Origin of the sequence: Clostridium sp. C8-1-8 (genome assembly GCF_009928445.1) — a bacterium.
Taxonomy (GTDB): Bacteria; Bacillota; Clostridia; order Clostridiales; family Clostridiaceae; genus Clostridium_AR.
On the sequence record NZ_JAABNO010000002.1, the window covers coordinates 325,808 to 341,384 of the forward strand.

The 15,577-nt window shown below is 32.8% G+C and carries 17 protein-coding genes; 16 read left to right on the forward strand and 1 reads right to left on the reverse strand.

Annotated features, from left to right (window positions below):
- Nucleotides 1-6 precede the first annotated feature (6 nt).
- Nucleotides 7-759 carry a Fe-S cluster assembly ATPase SufC gene (gene sufC / locus GXK57_RS03230; RefSeq protein ID WP_160671335.1) on the reverse strand — a complete coding sequence of 251 codons (753 nt, stop codon included), beginning with the start codon at nt 757-759 and terminating at the stop codon, nt 7-9.
- Between the two features lie 208 nt (nt 760-967).
- Between sufC and GXK57_RS03235 the strand changes: the two genes are divergently transcribed.
- The 16 genes from GXK57_RS03235 to GXK57_RS03310 all read left to right on the forward strand — a co-directional run bounded on the left by GXK57_RS03235 (nt 968) and on the right by GXK57_RS03310 (nt 15,561).
- Nucleotides 968-1,558, forward strand: coding sequence for a hypothetical protein (locus GXK57_RS03235; protein WP_160671338.1), 591 nt, complete (start codon nt 968-970; stop codon nt 1,556-1,558).
- A gap of 495 nt (nt 1,559-2,053) precedes the next feature.
- Nucleotides 2,054-2,656, forward strand: a complete 603-nt coding sequence (ruvA, locus tag GXK57_RS03240; RefSeq protein WP_160671341.1) for a Holliday junction branch migration protein RuvA — start codon at nt 2,054-2,056, stop codon at nt 2,654-2,656.
- Between the two features lie 13 nt (nt 2,657-2,669).
- Complete coding sequence (ruvB, locus tag GXK57_RS03245) at nt 2,670-3,707, forward strand: Holliday junction branch migration DNA helicase RuvB (protein WP_160671344.1); 1,038 nt, start codon at nt 2,670-2,672, stop codon at nt 3,705-3,707.
- Between the two features lie 9 nt (nt 3,708-3,716).
- Nucleotides 3,717-4,742, forward strand: a complete 1,026-nt coding sequence (queA, locus tag GXK57_RS03250; protein WP_160671347.1) for a tRNA preQ1(34) S-adenosylmethionine ribosyltransferase-isomerase QueA — start codon at nt 3,717-3,719, stop codon at nt 4,740-4,742.
- A 23-nt stretch (nt 4,743-4,765) separates the two neighbouring features.
- A complete protein-coding gene (gene tgt / locus GXK57_RS03255; RefSeq protein ID WP_160671350.1) occupies nt 4,766-5,905 on the forward strand; it encodes a tRNA guanosine(34) transglycosylase Tgt in 1,140 nt (379 codons plus the stop codon).
- A 36-nt stretch (nt 5,906-5,941) separates the two neighbouring features.
- Nucleotides 5,942-6,220, forward strand: a complete 279-nt coding sequence (gene yajC, locus GXK57_RS03260; protein WP_128212710.1) for a preprotein translocase subunit YajC — start codon at nt 5,942-5,944, stop codon at nt 6,218-6,220.
- Nucleotides 6,221-6,273: 53 nt separating this feature from the next.
- Nucleotides 6,274-6,642 carry a TIGR04086 family membrane protein gene (locus GXK57_RS03265; RefSeq protein WP_160671353.1) on the forward strand — a complete coding sequence of 123 codons (369 nt, stop codon included), beginning with the start codon at nt 6,274-6,276 and terminating at the stop codon, nt 6,640-6,642.
- Nucleotides 6,643-6,710: 68 nt separating this feature from the next.
- The gene (gene scfA, locus GXK57_RS03270; protein ID WP_128212712.1) at nt 6,711-6,848 is read left to right on the forward strand and encodes a six-cysteine ranthipeptide SCIFF; all 138 of its coding nucleotides are present in this window, start codon (nt 6,711-6,713) and stop codon (nt 6,846-6,848) included.
- Nucleotides 6,849-6,944: 96 nt separating this feature from the next.
- Nucleotides 6,945-8,306, forward strand: coding sequence for a thioether cross-link-forming SCIFF peptide maturase (scfB, locus tag GXK57_RS03275; RefSeq protein WP_160671356.1), 1,362 nt, complete (start codon nt 6,945-6,947; stop codon nt 8,304-8,306).
- 76 nt (nt 8,307-8,382) lie between these two features.
- Nucleotides 8,383-9,648 (forward strand): protein translocase subunit SecD, encoded by a 1,266-nt coding sequence (gene secD / locus GXK57_RS03280; RefSeq protein ID WP_160671359.1) that lies wholly within the window; start codon nt 8,383-8,385, stop codon nt 9,646-9,648.
- 5 nt (nt 9,649-9,653) lie between these two features.
- Entirely contained in the window at nt 9,654-10,520 is an 867-nt protein-coding gene (secF, locus tag GXK57_RS03285; RefSeq protein ID WP_160671362.1) for a protein translocase subunit SecF, read from the forward strand.
- Between the two features lie 148 nt (nt 10,521-10,668).
- Entirely contained in the window at nt 10,669-11,520 is an 852-nt protein-coding gene (locus tag GXK57_RS03290) for a DHH family phosphoesterase (protein WP_160671365.1), read from the forward strand.
- Between the two features lie 39 nt (nt 11,521-11,559).
- Nucleotides 11,560-12,078, forward strand: a complete 519-nt coding sequence (locus tag GXK57_RS03295) for an adenine phosphoribosyltransferase (RefSeq protein ID WP_160671368.1) — start codon at nt 11,560-11,562, stop codon at nt 12,076-12,078.
- Between the two features lie 118 nt (nt 12,079-12,196).
- On the forward strand, nt 12,197-14,380 hold the full coding sequence (locus tag GXK57_RS03300) for a bifunctional (p)ppGpp synthetase/guanosine-3',5'-bis(diphosphate) 3'-pyrophosphohydrolase (protein ID WP_160671371.1): 2,184 nt from the start codon (nt 12,197-12,199) through the stop codon (nt 14,378-14,380).
- A gap of 119 nt (nt 14,381-14,499) precedes the next feature.
- Entirely contained in the window at nt 14,500-14,949 is a 450-nt protein-coding gene (dtd, locus tag GXK57_RS03305; protein ID WP_160671374.1) for a D-aminoacyl-tRNA deacylase, read from the forward strand.
- 12 nt (nt 14,950-14,961) lie between these two features.
- Nucleotides 14,962-15,561, forward strand: a complete 600-nt coding sequence (locus GXK57_RS03310; protein WP_160671377.1) for an MBL fold metallo-hydrolase — start codon at nt 14,962-14,964, stop codon at nt 15,559-15,561.
- Nucleotides 15,562-15,577 lie beyond the last annotated feature (16 nt).

A 15,577-nucleotide genomic window follows, 5' to 3' on the forward strand; every position in this document is an offset into this window, starting at 1 on the left:
CATCACCTACTTATTTATCTCACTTAGGAATTTTTCAAAACCGTTAGTGTTTATTTCTTCTACCAATGAAGCATCGCCAGTATGAATTATCTTGCCATCTACTAGTACGTGGACAAAATCTGGAGTAATATGCTCTAGTATTTTTGTATTATGAGTTATTATAAGCATTGAATTATTCTCATTCTTATACATGCTTACACCTTGAGATACAAGTTTTACTGCATCTACATCTAGACCTGAATCAGTTTCGTCTAAGATTGCTAGTTTAGGTTCAAGGAGGATCATTTGAAGAATTTCATTTTTCTTCTTTTCACCACCAGAAAAACCTACATTTAAATATCTTTCTGCGTATTCTTTATTGATTTTTAATAAATCCATTTTCTTTTGAAGCTTCATATTAAAACTCAAATAGCTTATTTGCTTATCTTCAATATTAGATTTTGCGGTTCTTATAAAGTTTTCTACTGTTATACCAGGTACTTCTTCAGGAGCTTGGAAGGATAAAAATATACCTTTCTTAGCTCTTGCATCTGGTTTAAGCTCGTTGATTGTTTCACCTTCAAATACAATATCACCATCTGTTACAGAATACTTAGGGTGACCCATTATTGTGTTTGCTAGTGTAGACTTACCAGCTCCGTTAGGTCCCATAACAACATGAACCTCACCTTTATTTATCTTTAGGTTTAACCCTTTTAATATTTCCTTATCATCAACCTTTGTTTTAAGGTTATTAATTTCCAAAAGTAAATCTTTCATTTCATCGCACCTCAATTTCTTAATGTAGAGTGTTTTACTCTGAATTATATTTAAATCATAGCACTATGTGGGAATTTAGTCAATATTGCTTGATTCCATTTAATTTCAATATAGTATTTCCCAGTTTTTAAATAGTAATGCAAATAATAAGAAGAAAGATGTATAAATATTTAACTTGCAGTCAAAAATACCCAATAGAGGTGATTATATGAAGAAAAATTTATTGAAAATATCAATATTTATATTGCTTTCTTCTGCAGTATTTATTTTGAGCTATTATCTTACAAAATCATATTATCTTGCAGATAAAAAGACCAATGGCAATAATGTTTTGTATAACTCTGAAAATGGATATTTGAAGGATGATATGAAATTGGTACTTAAATCTAAAAGTAAGGATTCTGAACAGTTTATAATCGATGGAGAATATACTGTAAAAGAACTAAAAAAAGATTTGGGAATAGAACAAGGTCTTAAAAAAGATGATTTAGTAAATCACTTTAAAGCGCTTAGTTATTCAATAGAAAGTATGGATGACTCTCAGATTATACTTAGCAGATCTTTTATAAACAAGCTGCAACCTAATAAATATTATTTAGGAGAGAAAAATGATTTTTTTGCTATATATAAGACTGACTCTAAAGGAGTGCCTTATATAGAAAATGCTTCAAAAGACATATTTGCAGATAAGAAAAAGGTAAGTTCTTTACCTGAACAAGATAAGAAGGATATAGTAAACTTTAAGATGCAATTTAAAACAAGAGATGATGCAGAGGAAGCTGCAAGCGGATACTTTTAAATAAGACATCTTTTTTGTAAAGATGTACTAAAAATCTCACTGAATAGATTACTTCAGTGAGATTTTCGCTATTTGTGGATATAAAAATTATAATTATAATTTTTATATCTTTTATTTTCTAATACGAGAAAATTACATTTTAGATAAAGCTTTGGATACTTATTGTTTAGATAACTTAAATGAATTTATTAGATAAAAAATAAAAAAAGAGAAATTATGTCTCCTGCCAGAATTTCTTCGAATACATTTAGAAAAGTAAGATTTGCAAAAAAATGCTGAAGTAGGGCACTTTAGCTGCTTTTTTACTTGTTAAATTGTTAAGAATTTATAGGATTTATCAATGATTGAGGTGGATGCTAAGGAGGAATCTGCTATCGAGTTAGTGCAAGATTAAAAGTGAGTTATCTTAAAATTTCCTCTGTTGATAAAAGTAAGTTAAAATGTTAAAGTAATATGTAGGTTTGAAACTACTGAAGTGCATTTGGAGGGGTTAAAATGTATGAGTATATAATAGGAAAGTATAAAGGCATAAATAAAGATTATGCTGTCGTTGAAAATCTAGGAATTGGATATAAGATTTTTACATCTGGAAGTACCCTTGCAAAGATGCCTAAGGTTGATGAGGAAGTAAAGTTATTTTTAGAGCAGATTGTTAGAGAAGATTTTATTGGATTATATGGTTTTTTGACTAAGGAAGAGCTAGAACTATTTAAATTGCTTTTAACTATAAATGGTGTAGGGGCTAAGGCTGCCTTATCTCTTCTTTCCATAAGCTCACCACTTAATCTAAAGTATGCTATAATGACTGGTGACGAAAAGCATATAACAAGAGCTCCTGGTGTAGGGAAGAAGACTGCCCAAAGAATAATACTAGAACTTAGAGATAAATTAAAGCCTAATGAAGATTTGATACCAACGGATTTTGAAAATAGCTTCGTAGATGATAATAGTTACTCTTCAAACATTTCAGAAGCTTTATCTGCTTTGCTTGCATTAGGTTATACAGAAAAGGAAGCGCAAAAAGCTCTTGGAAGTGTTAATCAAAATGATAGTTTGGAAAGTATAGTAAAGAATTGTTTAAAAGTACTTATGAATTAAGAGGTGAAAATGTTTGGAAGAGAGAATAACGTCATCTGACAAGAAGGAAGAAGAAATTAACTCTGAATATAGCTTAAGACCTCAAAAGTTAAGCGAGTACATAGGTCAAGATAAAGTAAAAGAAAGATTGAGTATATTTATTCAAGCAGCTAAAAATAGAAATGAAGCGTTAGATCATGCTTTATTATACGGGCCACCAGGTCTTGGTAAGACTACGCTGGCGAATATAATAGCTAAGGAGATGGGTGGTAATCTGAAAATAACCTCAGGTCCAGCTATAGAAAGAGCAGGAGACTTAGCGGCTATTTTAACAACACTAAGTGATAACGATGTGCTTTTTATAGATGAAATCCATAGACTCAACAGAAGTGTAGAGGAAATACTGTATCCTGCTATGGAAGATTACGCTCTTGATATAGTTATAGGAAAAGGGGCATCTGCAAAATCTATAAGAATAGATCTGCCAAGGTTTACTTTAATAGGTGCCACAACTAGGATTGGTATGCTTACAGCGCCGCTGAGAGATAGATTTGGTGTGCTTTGCTCTATGGAATATTATACGGATGAACAGCTGAAGGAAATAATAGTAAGATCTGCAAGCATACTTGACTGCGACATAATAGAAGAAGGCGCTTTTGAAATAGCGAGAAGGTCTAGGGGGACTCCTAGAATAGCTAATAGGTTATTGAAAAGAGTTAGAGATTACTCAGAAGTAAAGGGGAATAATGTTGTTGATGTAGATGCAGCAAGAGCAGCTCTTGAACTTTTAGAAGTGGATAGTCAAGGCTTTGATAGAATTGATAACAGTATACTAGAAGCTATTATAGACAACTTTAAAGGCGGTCCAGTTGGTATTGAGACTTTGGCTTACTTTATAGGGGAAGAATTTGATACTATAGAGGACGTTTATGAACCATATCTTTTACAAAGAGGTTTCATAGTTAGGACTCCAAGAGGCAGAGTTGCTACAGATAAAGCTTATAAACATCTGGGAAGAAGCAGAAAAACTAATAATAGATATGAAGGACAGTCTAGCTTATTTGACAAATAGGAGGATAAAATGAAAGCAAGTGATTTTTATTTTGATTTACCAGAGGAGCTTATAGCTCAAGTTCCTTTAGAAGAAAGAGATTCTTCAAGATTGATGGTTCTTGATAAGCATAGTGGAGAAATAGAACATAAGATCTTTCATGATGTTTTAGATTATTTTAACGAAGGGGATACTTTGATACTAAACAATACTAGAGTACTTCCTGCAAGACTTATAGGTGAGAAGGAAGGTTCTAAAGGAAAAATAGAATTCCTACTTCTAAAAAGATTAGATAATGATAGATGGGAATGTCTTGCAAAGCCTGGGAAAAGAGCTAAAGTAGGAACAAAGTTCAGTTTCGGAGATGGTAAGCTTAAGGCTGAAGTTAAAGAAATAGGTGAAGAAGGCAACAGAATAATAGACTTTACTTATGAAGGTATCTTTGAACAAGTTTTGGATGAGTTAGGGCAAATGCCTCTTCCACCATATATTCATGAAAAGTTAGATGATAAAGAAAGATATCAGACTGTATATTCAAAAGAAAAAGGCTCTGCTGCTGCACCTACAGCTGGCTTGCATTTTACCAATGACTTATTAGAGAAGATAAAGGCAAAAGGTGTGAATGTGGCTTATCTTACACTTCATGTAGGACTTGGTACTTTTAGACCAGTAAAGGTTGAGGATGTAGAAAATCACAATATGCATTCGGAGTTTTACCAGCTTTCTAAAGAAACTGCTGATATCATAAATAATACTAAAAAGGCTGGCAAGAGGGTTATTGCTGTTGGAACAACCTCTACTAGAACCTTAGAGACTATAGCAGATAGTGAAGGTAATTTAAGTGAGTCAAGCGGGTGGACTGATATTTTTATATATCCAGGTTACCAGTTTAAAGTAGTAGATGCACTTATAACTAATTTTCATCTTCCAGAATCAACGCTTATAATGCTAGTAAGTGCCCTTGCTGGAAAAGAAAATATATTAAATGCCTACAATACAGCAGTAAAGGAAGGCTATAGATTTTTCTCCTTTGGAGATGCTATGTTTATACACTAAAAGTAAGATAAGGAAGTGGAACTTTGACTAAGAGATATACTTTACTAAAAAAAGATGGAAAAGCGAGAAGAGGACAGTTTGTTACTCCTCATGGTACCATTCAAACTCCGGTATTCATGAATGTAGGAACTTTAGCTGCAATTAAAGGTGCAGTATCTTCTATGGATTTAAAAGAGATAAACTGCCAAGTGGAACTTTCTAATACATATCATTTGCACCTAAGACCAAGTGATAAGGTTGTTAAGACTATGGGTGGACTTCATAAATTTATGAATTGGGATAGACCTATACTTACTGATTCCGGTGGATTTCAGGTGTTTTCTTTATCAGGCATGAGAAAGATAAAGGAGGAGGGCGTATACTTTAATTCTCATTTAGATGGTAAGAAAATCTTTATGGGACCAGAAGAAAGCATGCAGATACAGAGTAATCTGGCATCTACTATAGCAATGGCTTTTGATGAATGTATACCTAATCCTTCTCCTAGAGAATATGTTGAAGCTTCAGTAGCAAGAACTACTAGATGGCTTGAAAGATGTCTTAAAGAGATGAAGAGACTGAATTCTTTAGAGGATACAATAAATAAAGAACAAATGCTCTTTGGAATCAATCAGGGCGGCGTTTATGATGATATAAGGATTGAGCATGCTAAAACTATATCAAAAATGGATCTTGATGGCTATGCCATAGGAGGTTTAGCTGTAGGAGAAACTCATGAGGAGATGTATAGAATAATAGACTCTGTAGTTCCTCATCTTCCAGAAGACAAACCTATATATCTTATGGGCGTAGGTCTTCCAAGCAATATTTTAGAAGCAGTAGAAAGAGGAGTGGATTTCTTTGATTGTGTTCTTCCTGCGAGAAATGGAAGACATGGCCATGTGTTCACAAAGAATGGAAAGATAAACATAATGAATGCACAGTTTGAAACTGATGCTAGACCTATAGATGAAGGTTGCCAATGTCCAACTTGCAAGAGCTATACAAGAGCTTATATAAGACATCTATTTAAGGCTAAGGAAATGCTTGCTATGAGATTATGTGTGCTTCATAATCTATACTTCTATAATAAGTTGATGCAGGATATAAGAGATGCTATCGATGGAGATTATTTCGCAGACTTCAAAAAACAAAAGCTTGAAGAATGGGGCGGAAGAGCTTAATATATATATTGTATAAACTTGTAGAGGAGGATTCATATGCCATATCTTATTCAATTATTACCTATGGTGTTAGTGTTAGTGGTTTTTTACGCTATACTTATAATTCCAGACAGAAAGAGAAGAAAACAATACGGTGAGATGTTAAAAAATCTAAAAGTCAATGATGAAATAATGACTAAGGGTGGAATCATCGGAAAGATAGTAAATCTTCAAGACGATTACATAATATTAGAAAGCGGTCCAGATAGAGCAAGAATAAAGCTCTCAAGACAAGGCATAGGTAGTCTTGTAAATCAAAAAGAAGATAATAAATAGGTTATATTACACCCCTTGTCCACATAAGATTTAGTGGATAGGGGGTGTTTGTTTTGGAGTGGAGCAAGTGTTTTTCGAATGTGGCAAAGGGAGTATTAAGATCGCTAATAGCGACTATGATCTTTGTTGTTGCCATAAGCATAGTGATGAGCTTTAGTCTTTTAAGTGTAAAAACCCTAAGTGTTACTTGGGTTGTTGTTACATGTTTAAGCATCTTGCTGGGAGCAGTGTATGCTTCTAGGAAGAATGGCGAAAAAGGCTGGATTGTAGGCTTTGGAGTTGGTCTTTGCTATTTTATACTTATTTTAATAGTCTCCGCAGTTTTTAGAGGTAATATGAGTTTTTCCGTAAATGATTTATGGAGGGGACTGCTGGCTTTGGCAGTAGGAGTATTATCTGGAATGTTAGGAATAAATATATAAAAAGTCTTTATTATGGCTAATGTATGTGATATAATGGCTTAGTAATCAATAGAATGGAGGAGTATGAAATGAAGCATATTAAAACTATAAACAGATCAAGCCTTAAGAACAGTCTTTGTAAGCCAGGATGTAAGGAATGTGCTAATTCATGCCAATCAGCTTGTAAGACTTCATGTACAGTAGCGAACTTAGCGTGTGAAAATTAATTATAATCTTTAAAAAAATTAATTATAACATAATGAAGTTAGTAATGGCAGTAACTTTTAAGTTACTGCCATCAATCTAGTTAGGAGGAATTTAAATTGGCATTAATCCACAAGTTTACTAAAGGTAATGATTTTTATGTGATTGATGTAAATTCTGGTAGCGTTCATATAGTTGACAAGCTTATTTATGATCTTATAGATGATGAAAAGTTAAGAGATAAAGAACAATTAATAAATAATTTTTCAGGAATTTACACAAAAGAAGAAATAGAAGAAGCGCTTTATGATATAAATGAATTGATAGAGGAAGGTATGCTTTACTCTAAAGATTTATATGAAGATATAGCGATGAGTGATAGAGATGATAGCTACATAAAAGCTCTATGCTTGAATGTAGTCCATGATTGTAACCTAAGATGCAAATATTGTTTTGCTGATGAAGGTGAATATAAGGGATGCAGAAAGCCAATGAGTGCTGAAATTGGTAAAAAAGCAATTGACTGGGTTATAAAAAAATCTGGTCCTAGAAGAAATATAGAAGTGGATCTTTTTGGTGGAGAACCGCTTATGGTATTTGATACTATAAAAGAAATAGTTGATTATGCTAGAGAACAAGAGAAAATACACAAAAAGAATATTAGATTTACCATGACTACCAATGCTACATTATTAAATGATGAAATAATGGAATATATGGATAAAAACATGGGAAATATAATATTGTCTATAGATGGAAGAAAAAATGTAAATGATGCAGTAAGAGTAAGAGTTGATGGAAGCGGTAGCTATGATAGAATTCTACCTAATATTAAAAAGATGGTAGATAAGAGAGATAAGTCTAAGCAATACTATGCTAGAGGTACTTTTACAAGAAATAATACTGATTTCTTTGAAGATGTGATGGCTTTAGCAAATGAAGGCTTTAAAGAAATATCAATAGAACCAGTTGTACTTCCAGATGAGCATGAACTTTCTTTAAGAAGAGAAGACCTCCCAGTTATATTTGAACAGTATGATAAGTTATATGAAGAAATGGTAAGAAGACATAGTGAAGGTAAGGATCAATTTACTTTCTATCATTTTAACATTGACCTAAACGGTGGACCATGTGTATATAAGAGAATCTCAGGATGTGGTGCTGGACATGAATATGTTGCTATAACTCCTGATGGGGAGATATACCCATGCCATCAGTTCGTAGGAAATAAAGATTTCCTTATAGGTAACTTAGATAGCTTAGACATTGATAAAGATTTAGAGCAAGAATTTAAAACAGCACATATATATAATAAGCCAAAATGCAAGGAATGCTGGGCTAGATTCTATTGTAGCGGTGGATGTCAAGCTAATAACTTCAATTTCAATGGTGACATTCATGTACCATATGAGATTGGTTGTGAGATGCAAAAAAAGAGAATTGAGTGCGCTATCGCATTAAAAGCTGTTACAATGCAATAGTAACTTCCCATTTATTGACATAATATGAGGTAGGTATTATAATCTACAGTATGAGAATTAACAGAGGGGGATAAAAATGAAAACAAAAGGCAAAGGCAAAAGTATCATACTTTTTATTCTCTGCGTTGCTGGAATAGCTTTTCTAGCATTTGCGGGGTTCCATGGGTTAGTTATAGGCTCAGGAGCAAATCAATGGGAATTTAAGTCTTTCGAGAAATCAATTACAAAGGGATTGGACTTACAAGGTGGAGTAACAGTTACTATGGAAATCCAATCTAATAAGACAGTTGCTAAGGCTGATTTAGATAAGACTAAGGAAATGATTTCTCTAAGAGTTAACAAAGCTGGAGTTGCTGAAACTGTTGTTACAACAGAAGGTGACAAAAGAATCAGAGTTGATATTCCAGGTCAGTACGATTCAAAAAGTATAGTTGATAGTTTAAGTAAAACTGGAGAACTAAGCTTTAAAGATCCTAGTGGTAATGTTTTATTAAATGGTAAGGATGTTTATAAGGCAAATGTTGGTAATGACCCAACAACTGGTCAAGTAATAATTGAATTAGAATTTAATGAATCTGGAAAGAAAAAATTCGCAGATGCCACTAGTAAATTAATAGGACAAAAAATTTCTATTTATATGGACCAAGATGAGCTTACTAGTCCAACGGTACAAAATGCAATTATAGATGGAAAAGCTCAGATAACTGGTAATAGATCAGTGGAAGAAGCTACAAAAATAGCTTCCATAATAAATGCAGGTGCACTTCCTATGCCAGTAAAAGCAGTATCTACTCAAACAGTAGGAGCTCAGCTTGGAGCTAATGCATTACCTAATGCCTTAAAAGCTGGAGCTGTAGGTATAGCAATTATATTCTTATTTATGATTTTATATTATAGAGGCCCAGGTTTAATTGCCTGTTTAGGATTGACATTATTTATATCATTAGTTTTATTCACTTTCATAGGTGTTGGTGTTACACTTACCTTACCTGGTATTGCAGCATTGTTACTTACTATAGGTATGGCAGTAGATGCTAATGTCCTGATGTTTGAAAGAATAAGGGAAGAATTGAGAACTGGTAAGTCAGTAAAAACAGCTGTTAAAGCTGGATTCCACAATGCAATGTCTTCAATAATTGACTCCAACTTAACTACTATAATATCATCGCTTGTATTATATTTCTTTGGTTCAGGTCCTGTAAAAGGCTTTGCTCTTACATTACTTATAGGTGTTGTACTAAGTATGTTCACAGCTATAGTAGTAGTTAGAGCACTTATGAATCTAGCAGTTAATATGGGATTGCTTAATAAACCAGTTGCATTTAGGGTCAAAAGGGGGTAAAACAGATGTTTAAGATTATAGAAAGAACAAAAATATGGTTTATTTCCTCTTTGTTAATAATAGCAATTGGTATTGGCTTTATGATATATAGAGGTGGACTTAATTTTGGTATAGACTTTAGAGGTGGTTCTCAAATTACGATAGATTTTAAAAAGAATTTCAATAAATCAGATGTTGATGCAATTGTTAAAAAGTATCTTGATGATGCTACTACAAACACTATTAATAATACTCAACTTGAAATTAAAACAAAATATATGGATACTACTAAGGTTGGTGACATAAAAAAAGATATTAAAGATAAGTACAAAATTGAAGATAAGGATTTTTCAGAGCAACAAATTGGTCAGTCTGTTGGTTCTGAGCTTACCAAAAACTCTTTTATTGCATTAGCAATATCTTTAGTAATAATACTAGCTTATATAGCTGTAAGATTTGAATTTAATTTTGGTATAGCTGCTATTGTTGCATTACTTCATGACGTACTTATAACTTTAACAGTGTATTCAGTGTTCAATCTACCTGTAAATACACCATTTATAGCTGCCATACTTACTATAATAGGTTACTCTATGAGTGATACCATAGTAATATTTGATAGAATAAGAGAAAACACTAAGAAGTATAGAAGAATGCATTATGTAGAGCTTGCTAATAGAAGTATAACTCAAACTTTTGCAAGATCTATAAATACAGCTTTAACCACATTAATAACTACTAGTGCTGTATATTTCTTCGTACCTTCAGTAAGAGATTTTGCTTTCCCACTCATAGTTGGTATAGTATCTGGAGCTTATTCTTCAATATTCATAGCAAGTCCAATTTGGGTAATGCTAAAGAATAGAAAAGAAAAGATAAAAGAAGCAGCTTAATAATCTTTGAAATGCATAATTTGACGATAAAGTTTGACAGACCTCCACATTTTTTGTGGAGGTCTGTCATATTTTCTCCAAAAGTGTTTGTCAAAACTGTAATTTTAAATTATAATATAGTTGTTTTCTATTTTTGGAGGAGTTAGTCATGGAAAAGATTTGGGAGAGCATATATCGCCCTAGTTATATAACTGGATACAATCCATTTATAATAAAAAATATGAATAAGGCCATAGAAAGATTGGTTAAAGCAATAAACCAAAGAGAAAAGATCGTTATATATTCAGGGTGCGATGTTGATGGTTTGTGCGGCTTAGCCTCCCTTTTGCTTGTTTTAAAATACTTGAATGCAGATGTTGAATATTATATAGGTGATGAAAAGAATAATTCGCACAGTTTAGAAACAGAAACGCTAAGAAATCATATTCACTTTCTTGGTGCTGAACTTTTGATAACTAGCGGATGTGGACTAGAATCAAAAGAGCAAGAAATTCTCTGTGGTAGTTTAGGTATAGACTTGATTATCACAGAAAATAAAAAAGTTAGATCTGATTTAAAATCGATTTACATCAATCCGAGCCAAGAAGGATGTTCTTATAGATATAAAAATCTATCCGCATCAGGAGTAATTTTTAAGTTGATGCAGGCTATTGCTATATACTATAATATGAAGAGTATTAATAGATACCTAGATTTGATTTTATTAGGTACTATATCATCTGATGCTGAAAACAAAGGAGAAAATTCTATTTTTATCAAGGAAGGCATAAACTTTCTTAATAATACGAATAGTTATGGTCTAAGAGCTATAATGGAATTTTATAATATTGATGAATTTAATTGTGATAGTATAAGAAAAATAATAAATGTTATAACTCCTGCGATTGGAGCTGTGGACAAGAAAGATAATGCTAGAATTGTGGTGGAACTCCTAACAACAAATGACATATCAAGAGCAAGACAAATTACAAAGTACTTATACAATGAAAAGATAAGATAATGATACATAATCAATTAATAATTATTTGGAGGAGAAAAGATGGATTATAAAGATAAAATAAGAGTTATTGATAACTTCCCTAAGGAAGGTATAAGCTTTAAAGATATTACTACACTAATAGGCGATGGAGAAGGCTTAAGAGCTTCTATCGACGAAATAGCTAACTACCTTAAAGAAAAACAAATAGATGTAGTAGTAGGACCAGAAGCAAGAGGATTTATCTTTGGAGTACCTGTGGCATATGCTTTAGGTGTAGGATTTGTACCTGTTAGAAAGAAAGGCAAACTTCCATATGATACAGTTGCAGTTGAATATGAATTAGAGTATGGAAAGGACTGTTTAGAGATCCATAAGGATGCAATAAAGCCAGGTGCTAGAGTTGCAATAGTTGATGATTTATTAGCAACTGGAGGAACTATAGGAGCAGTCGCAAAGCTTATAGAACAAGTTGGTGGCGAAGTGGTATCACTTGCTTTTGCTATAGAACTTACAGAATTACATGGTAGAGAAAAACTTGAGGGTTATGATATAACATCTTTAGTTCAATATGATTTGTAATACTATAGACTTATTTCTATAGATATAATATAATAAAAGATATATTTGGCTGGTTATAAAACCAGCCTTTGACTTTAAATGAGCAATTTAACAATTATGAATGAGGAGTGTAATTCGTATGCTTGAGATCTTAATTGATAAAATTAAACATAACTGTAATAACGTAGACCTTGCACTTATTGAAAAAGCATATAATTTAGCGGCAGATGCACATAAATCTCAGAAGAGAGAGTCTGGTGAACCGTACATAATACATCCTGAGAGTGTTGCTTCCATTTTAGCAGAGCTCGGTATGGATACTAGTACTATAGCGGCTGGGCTTTTGCATGATGTAATTGAGGATACGAATTACACTTATAATGATATAAAAGATATGTTTAACCAAGAGGTTGCTGACTTAGTTGACGGTGTTACTAAGCTAGACATGATAAGATATAAGACTAAAGAAGAACAGCAGGCAGATAATGTTAGAAAAATGCTTCTTGCAATGGCTAAAGACATAAGAGTCATAATAATAAAGCTTGCAGACAGGCTTCATAACATGAGAACTTTAAAATTTATGCCTGAGGCGAAACAAAAAGAAAAAGCTAAGGAAACACTTGATATATTTGCACCACTTGCACATAGATTAGGTATGTCTAAGATAAAGTGGGAGCTTGAAGATTTAGCTTTTAGGTATTTACACTCAGAGGAATACTACGACTTAGTTAAGCAGATTGCTGAAAAGAGAATAGAAAGAGAAAATTACATAGCTAATATAATTGATGAACTTACTGAAAATCTTGAGTCTGCTGGAATAGATTCTGATATAGATGGAAGACCAAAGCATTTTTACAGCATATACAGAAAGATGGTAAACAAGAATAAGAATATAGAACAAATATTTGATCTTACTGCTATAAGAATCTTAGTTAATTCAGTAAAAGATTGCTATGCAGCTTTAGGAATTGTTCATACCATATATAAACCACTGCCTGGTAGATTTAAAGATTATATAGCCATGCCTAAGCCTAACATGTATCAATCCTTACATACTACAGTAATAGGTCATCAAGGAAAGACTTTTGAGATCCAGATTAGAACCTTCGAGATGCATAAAACTGCAGAATACGGTATAGCTGCACACTGGAAGTATAAAGAAGGCGGTTCTGAAAACAAAGAAGATACCTTTGAAACTAAGCTTTCTTGGTTAAGAGATATGCTGGAATGGCAGAAGGATACTGCAGATGCAGAGGAGTTTATGGAAGGCTTCAAGATGGACTTATTCTCAGACGAGATTTTTGTCTTTACTCCTAAGGGCATAGTTATAAGTCTGCCTAACGATTCTACACCTATAGACTTTGCATATAAGATACATACAGATGTAGGTAATAAATGCGTAGGGTCTAAGGTGAACGGAAAAATGGTTCCTTTAGACTATAAGCTGAAGACCGGTGAGATTGTAGAAATACTTACCTCATCAGTGGCAAAAGGGCCTAATATAGATTGGCTTAATATAGCTACTAGCAATCAAGCTAAGAGTAAGATAAAACAATGGTTTAAAAGAGCTAAGAGAGAAGAAAATATAGATAAAGGTAAAGATATAATCGAAAAGGAAGCAAAGAAGCAACTTGCTAATTTTTCTGATTTAGTTAAAGGTGAAGGCTTTGAAAAGCTTCTTAAGAGATACAACAACCTAAGAACTGTAGATGATATATATGCAGCAGTTGGAATAGGTATGGTATCAGCTTCCACTATAATTTCTAGGCTTAAAGAATACAGTGCCACTGAAAAAGTTATTCAGTCTAATGAACAGATAACAAAAAATATTGAAGAACATATATCTAAAGGTGAAAAGGTACATAAAAAAGATATCAATTATGGAATAACCGTTAAAGGTGAAAGTAACCTTATGGTTAGATTTGCAAAGTGTTGTAATCCAGTGCCTGGAGATGAGGTTGTTGGATTTATAACTAGAGGTAGAGGTATTTCAGTACATAGAAAAGACTGTAGTAACTTTAAGACCATAATGATTGAAGAACCAGAAAAGATAGTGGAAGTAAACTGGGGAGTTGCAAAAGGTGCGTATACTGCAGAGATACAAGTTAGATCTGAAGATAGAGATGGGCTTCTTGCAGATATAATGACGGTGATAACAGAGTCAAAGCTTCCTCTAAATGGACTTAATGCAAACTCAACGAAGACTAATACAGCTTTAGTAAATATAAAGGTAAAGATAGATAATGTAGAACAGCTTAAGGAGCTTATGAGAAAGATAAGAAAGCTTAAAGGCGTTCTGGATGTATATAGAATGAATAGCTAGATTAATATATAACTATAGTTGTTTCTTTATAAGGCTCTGTTAAAGTACTGTGTTGAACATAGCATTTTATAAATATGTTTTGTAAAAAATCTAATATAATTGTAATAGGATGTGATGTCATGAGAGCAGTGGTTCAAAGAGTAAAAAGCTCTTCTGTGACTGTGGATAATGAAGTTGTAGGAAAAATAGAAAAAGGCTTTAATGTACTTATAGGAATAAGTAAAGATGATACTATAGAAGATTTAAAGTATATAAAAGACAAGATAATAAACCTTAGAGTATTTGAGGATGAAAATGCAAAAATGAACAAGTCCCTAATTGAAGTGGAAGGAGAGCTTTTATTAATCTCTCAATTCACTTTGTATGGAGACTGCAGAAAAGGAAGAAGACCTAACTTTATGGAGGCTCTTGGAGGAGATGAAGCTAAGAAGCTTTATGATTTATTTGTAGATATGTGTAGACAAGAAAACATAAAGGTAGAAACAGGAATCTTTGGAGCTGATATGAAGGTAGACATTCTAAATGATGGTCCTGTAACCTTGATATTGGATAGTAAAAAGAATTTTTAAGGAGGTCTTAATATGAATATAGCTAGAATTCCAGTAGGATCAAACTTTGAAAATTGCTACATTGTTATCAATGACACTACCAACGAAGGAATTGTTATTGATCCAGGTGCAGATAGCGAAAAGATAATAGACTACTTAGAAACTAAAAATATAAAACCAGTAGTTATTCTTATAACCCATGGACACTTTGACCATGTAGGAGCAGTAGTAGACATAAAGGATAAGTACGGAATAGAGTTTTATATAAATCAAATTGAAGAAGAGCTTATCTTAAAAAACACTTATGTTTTTGGTAATATTCCAAAGGCTGACCATCACCTAAATGATGGTGATGAATTAGAATTTGCAGGTATAAAGCTTAAGTGTATACACACTCCTGGACACACTCCTGGTGGAATGTGCTTTTTAATGGGGGATATACTAATAGCTGGTGACACATTATTCCAACAGTCAATAGGAAGAACTGATTTTACTGGAGGAGACTTTGCAACTCTAATAAATAGTATTACTGAAAAATTAATGATTCTGGATGACTCTGTAAGAGTATTACCTGGTCATGGAGATACTACAACTATTGGTTTTGAGAGAAATAACAATCCGTTTTTAGAATAGTTTATAACAATTCCCT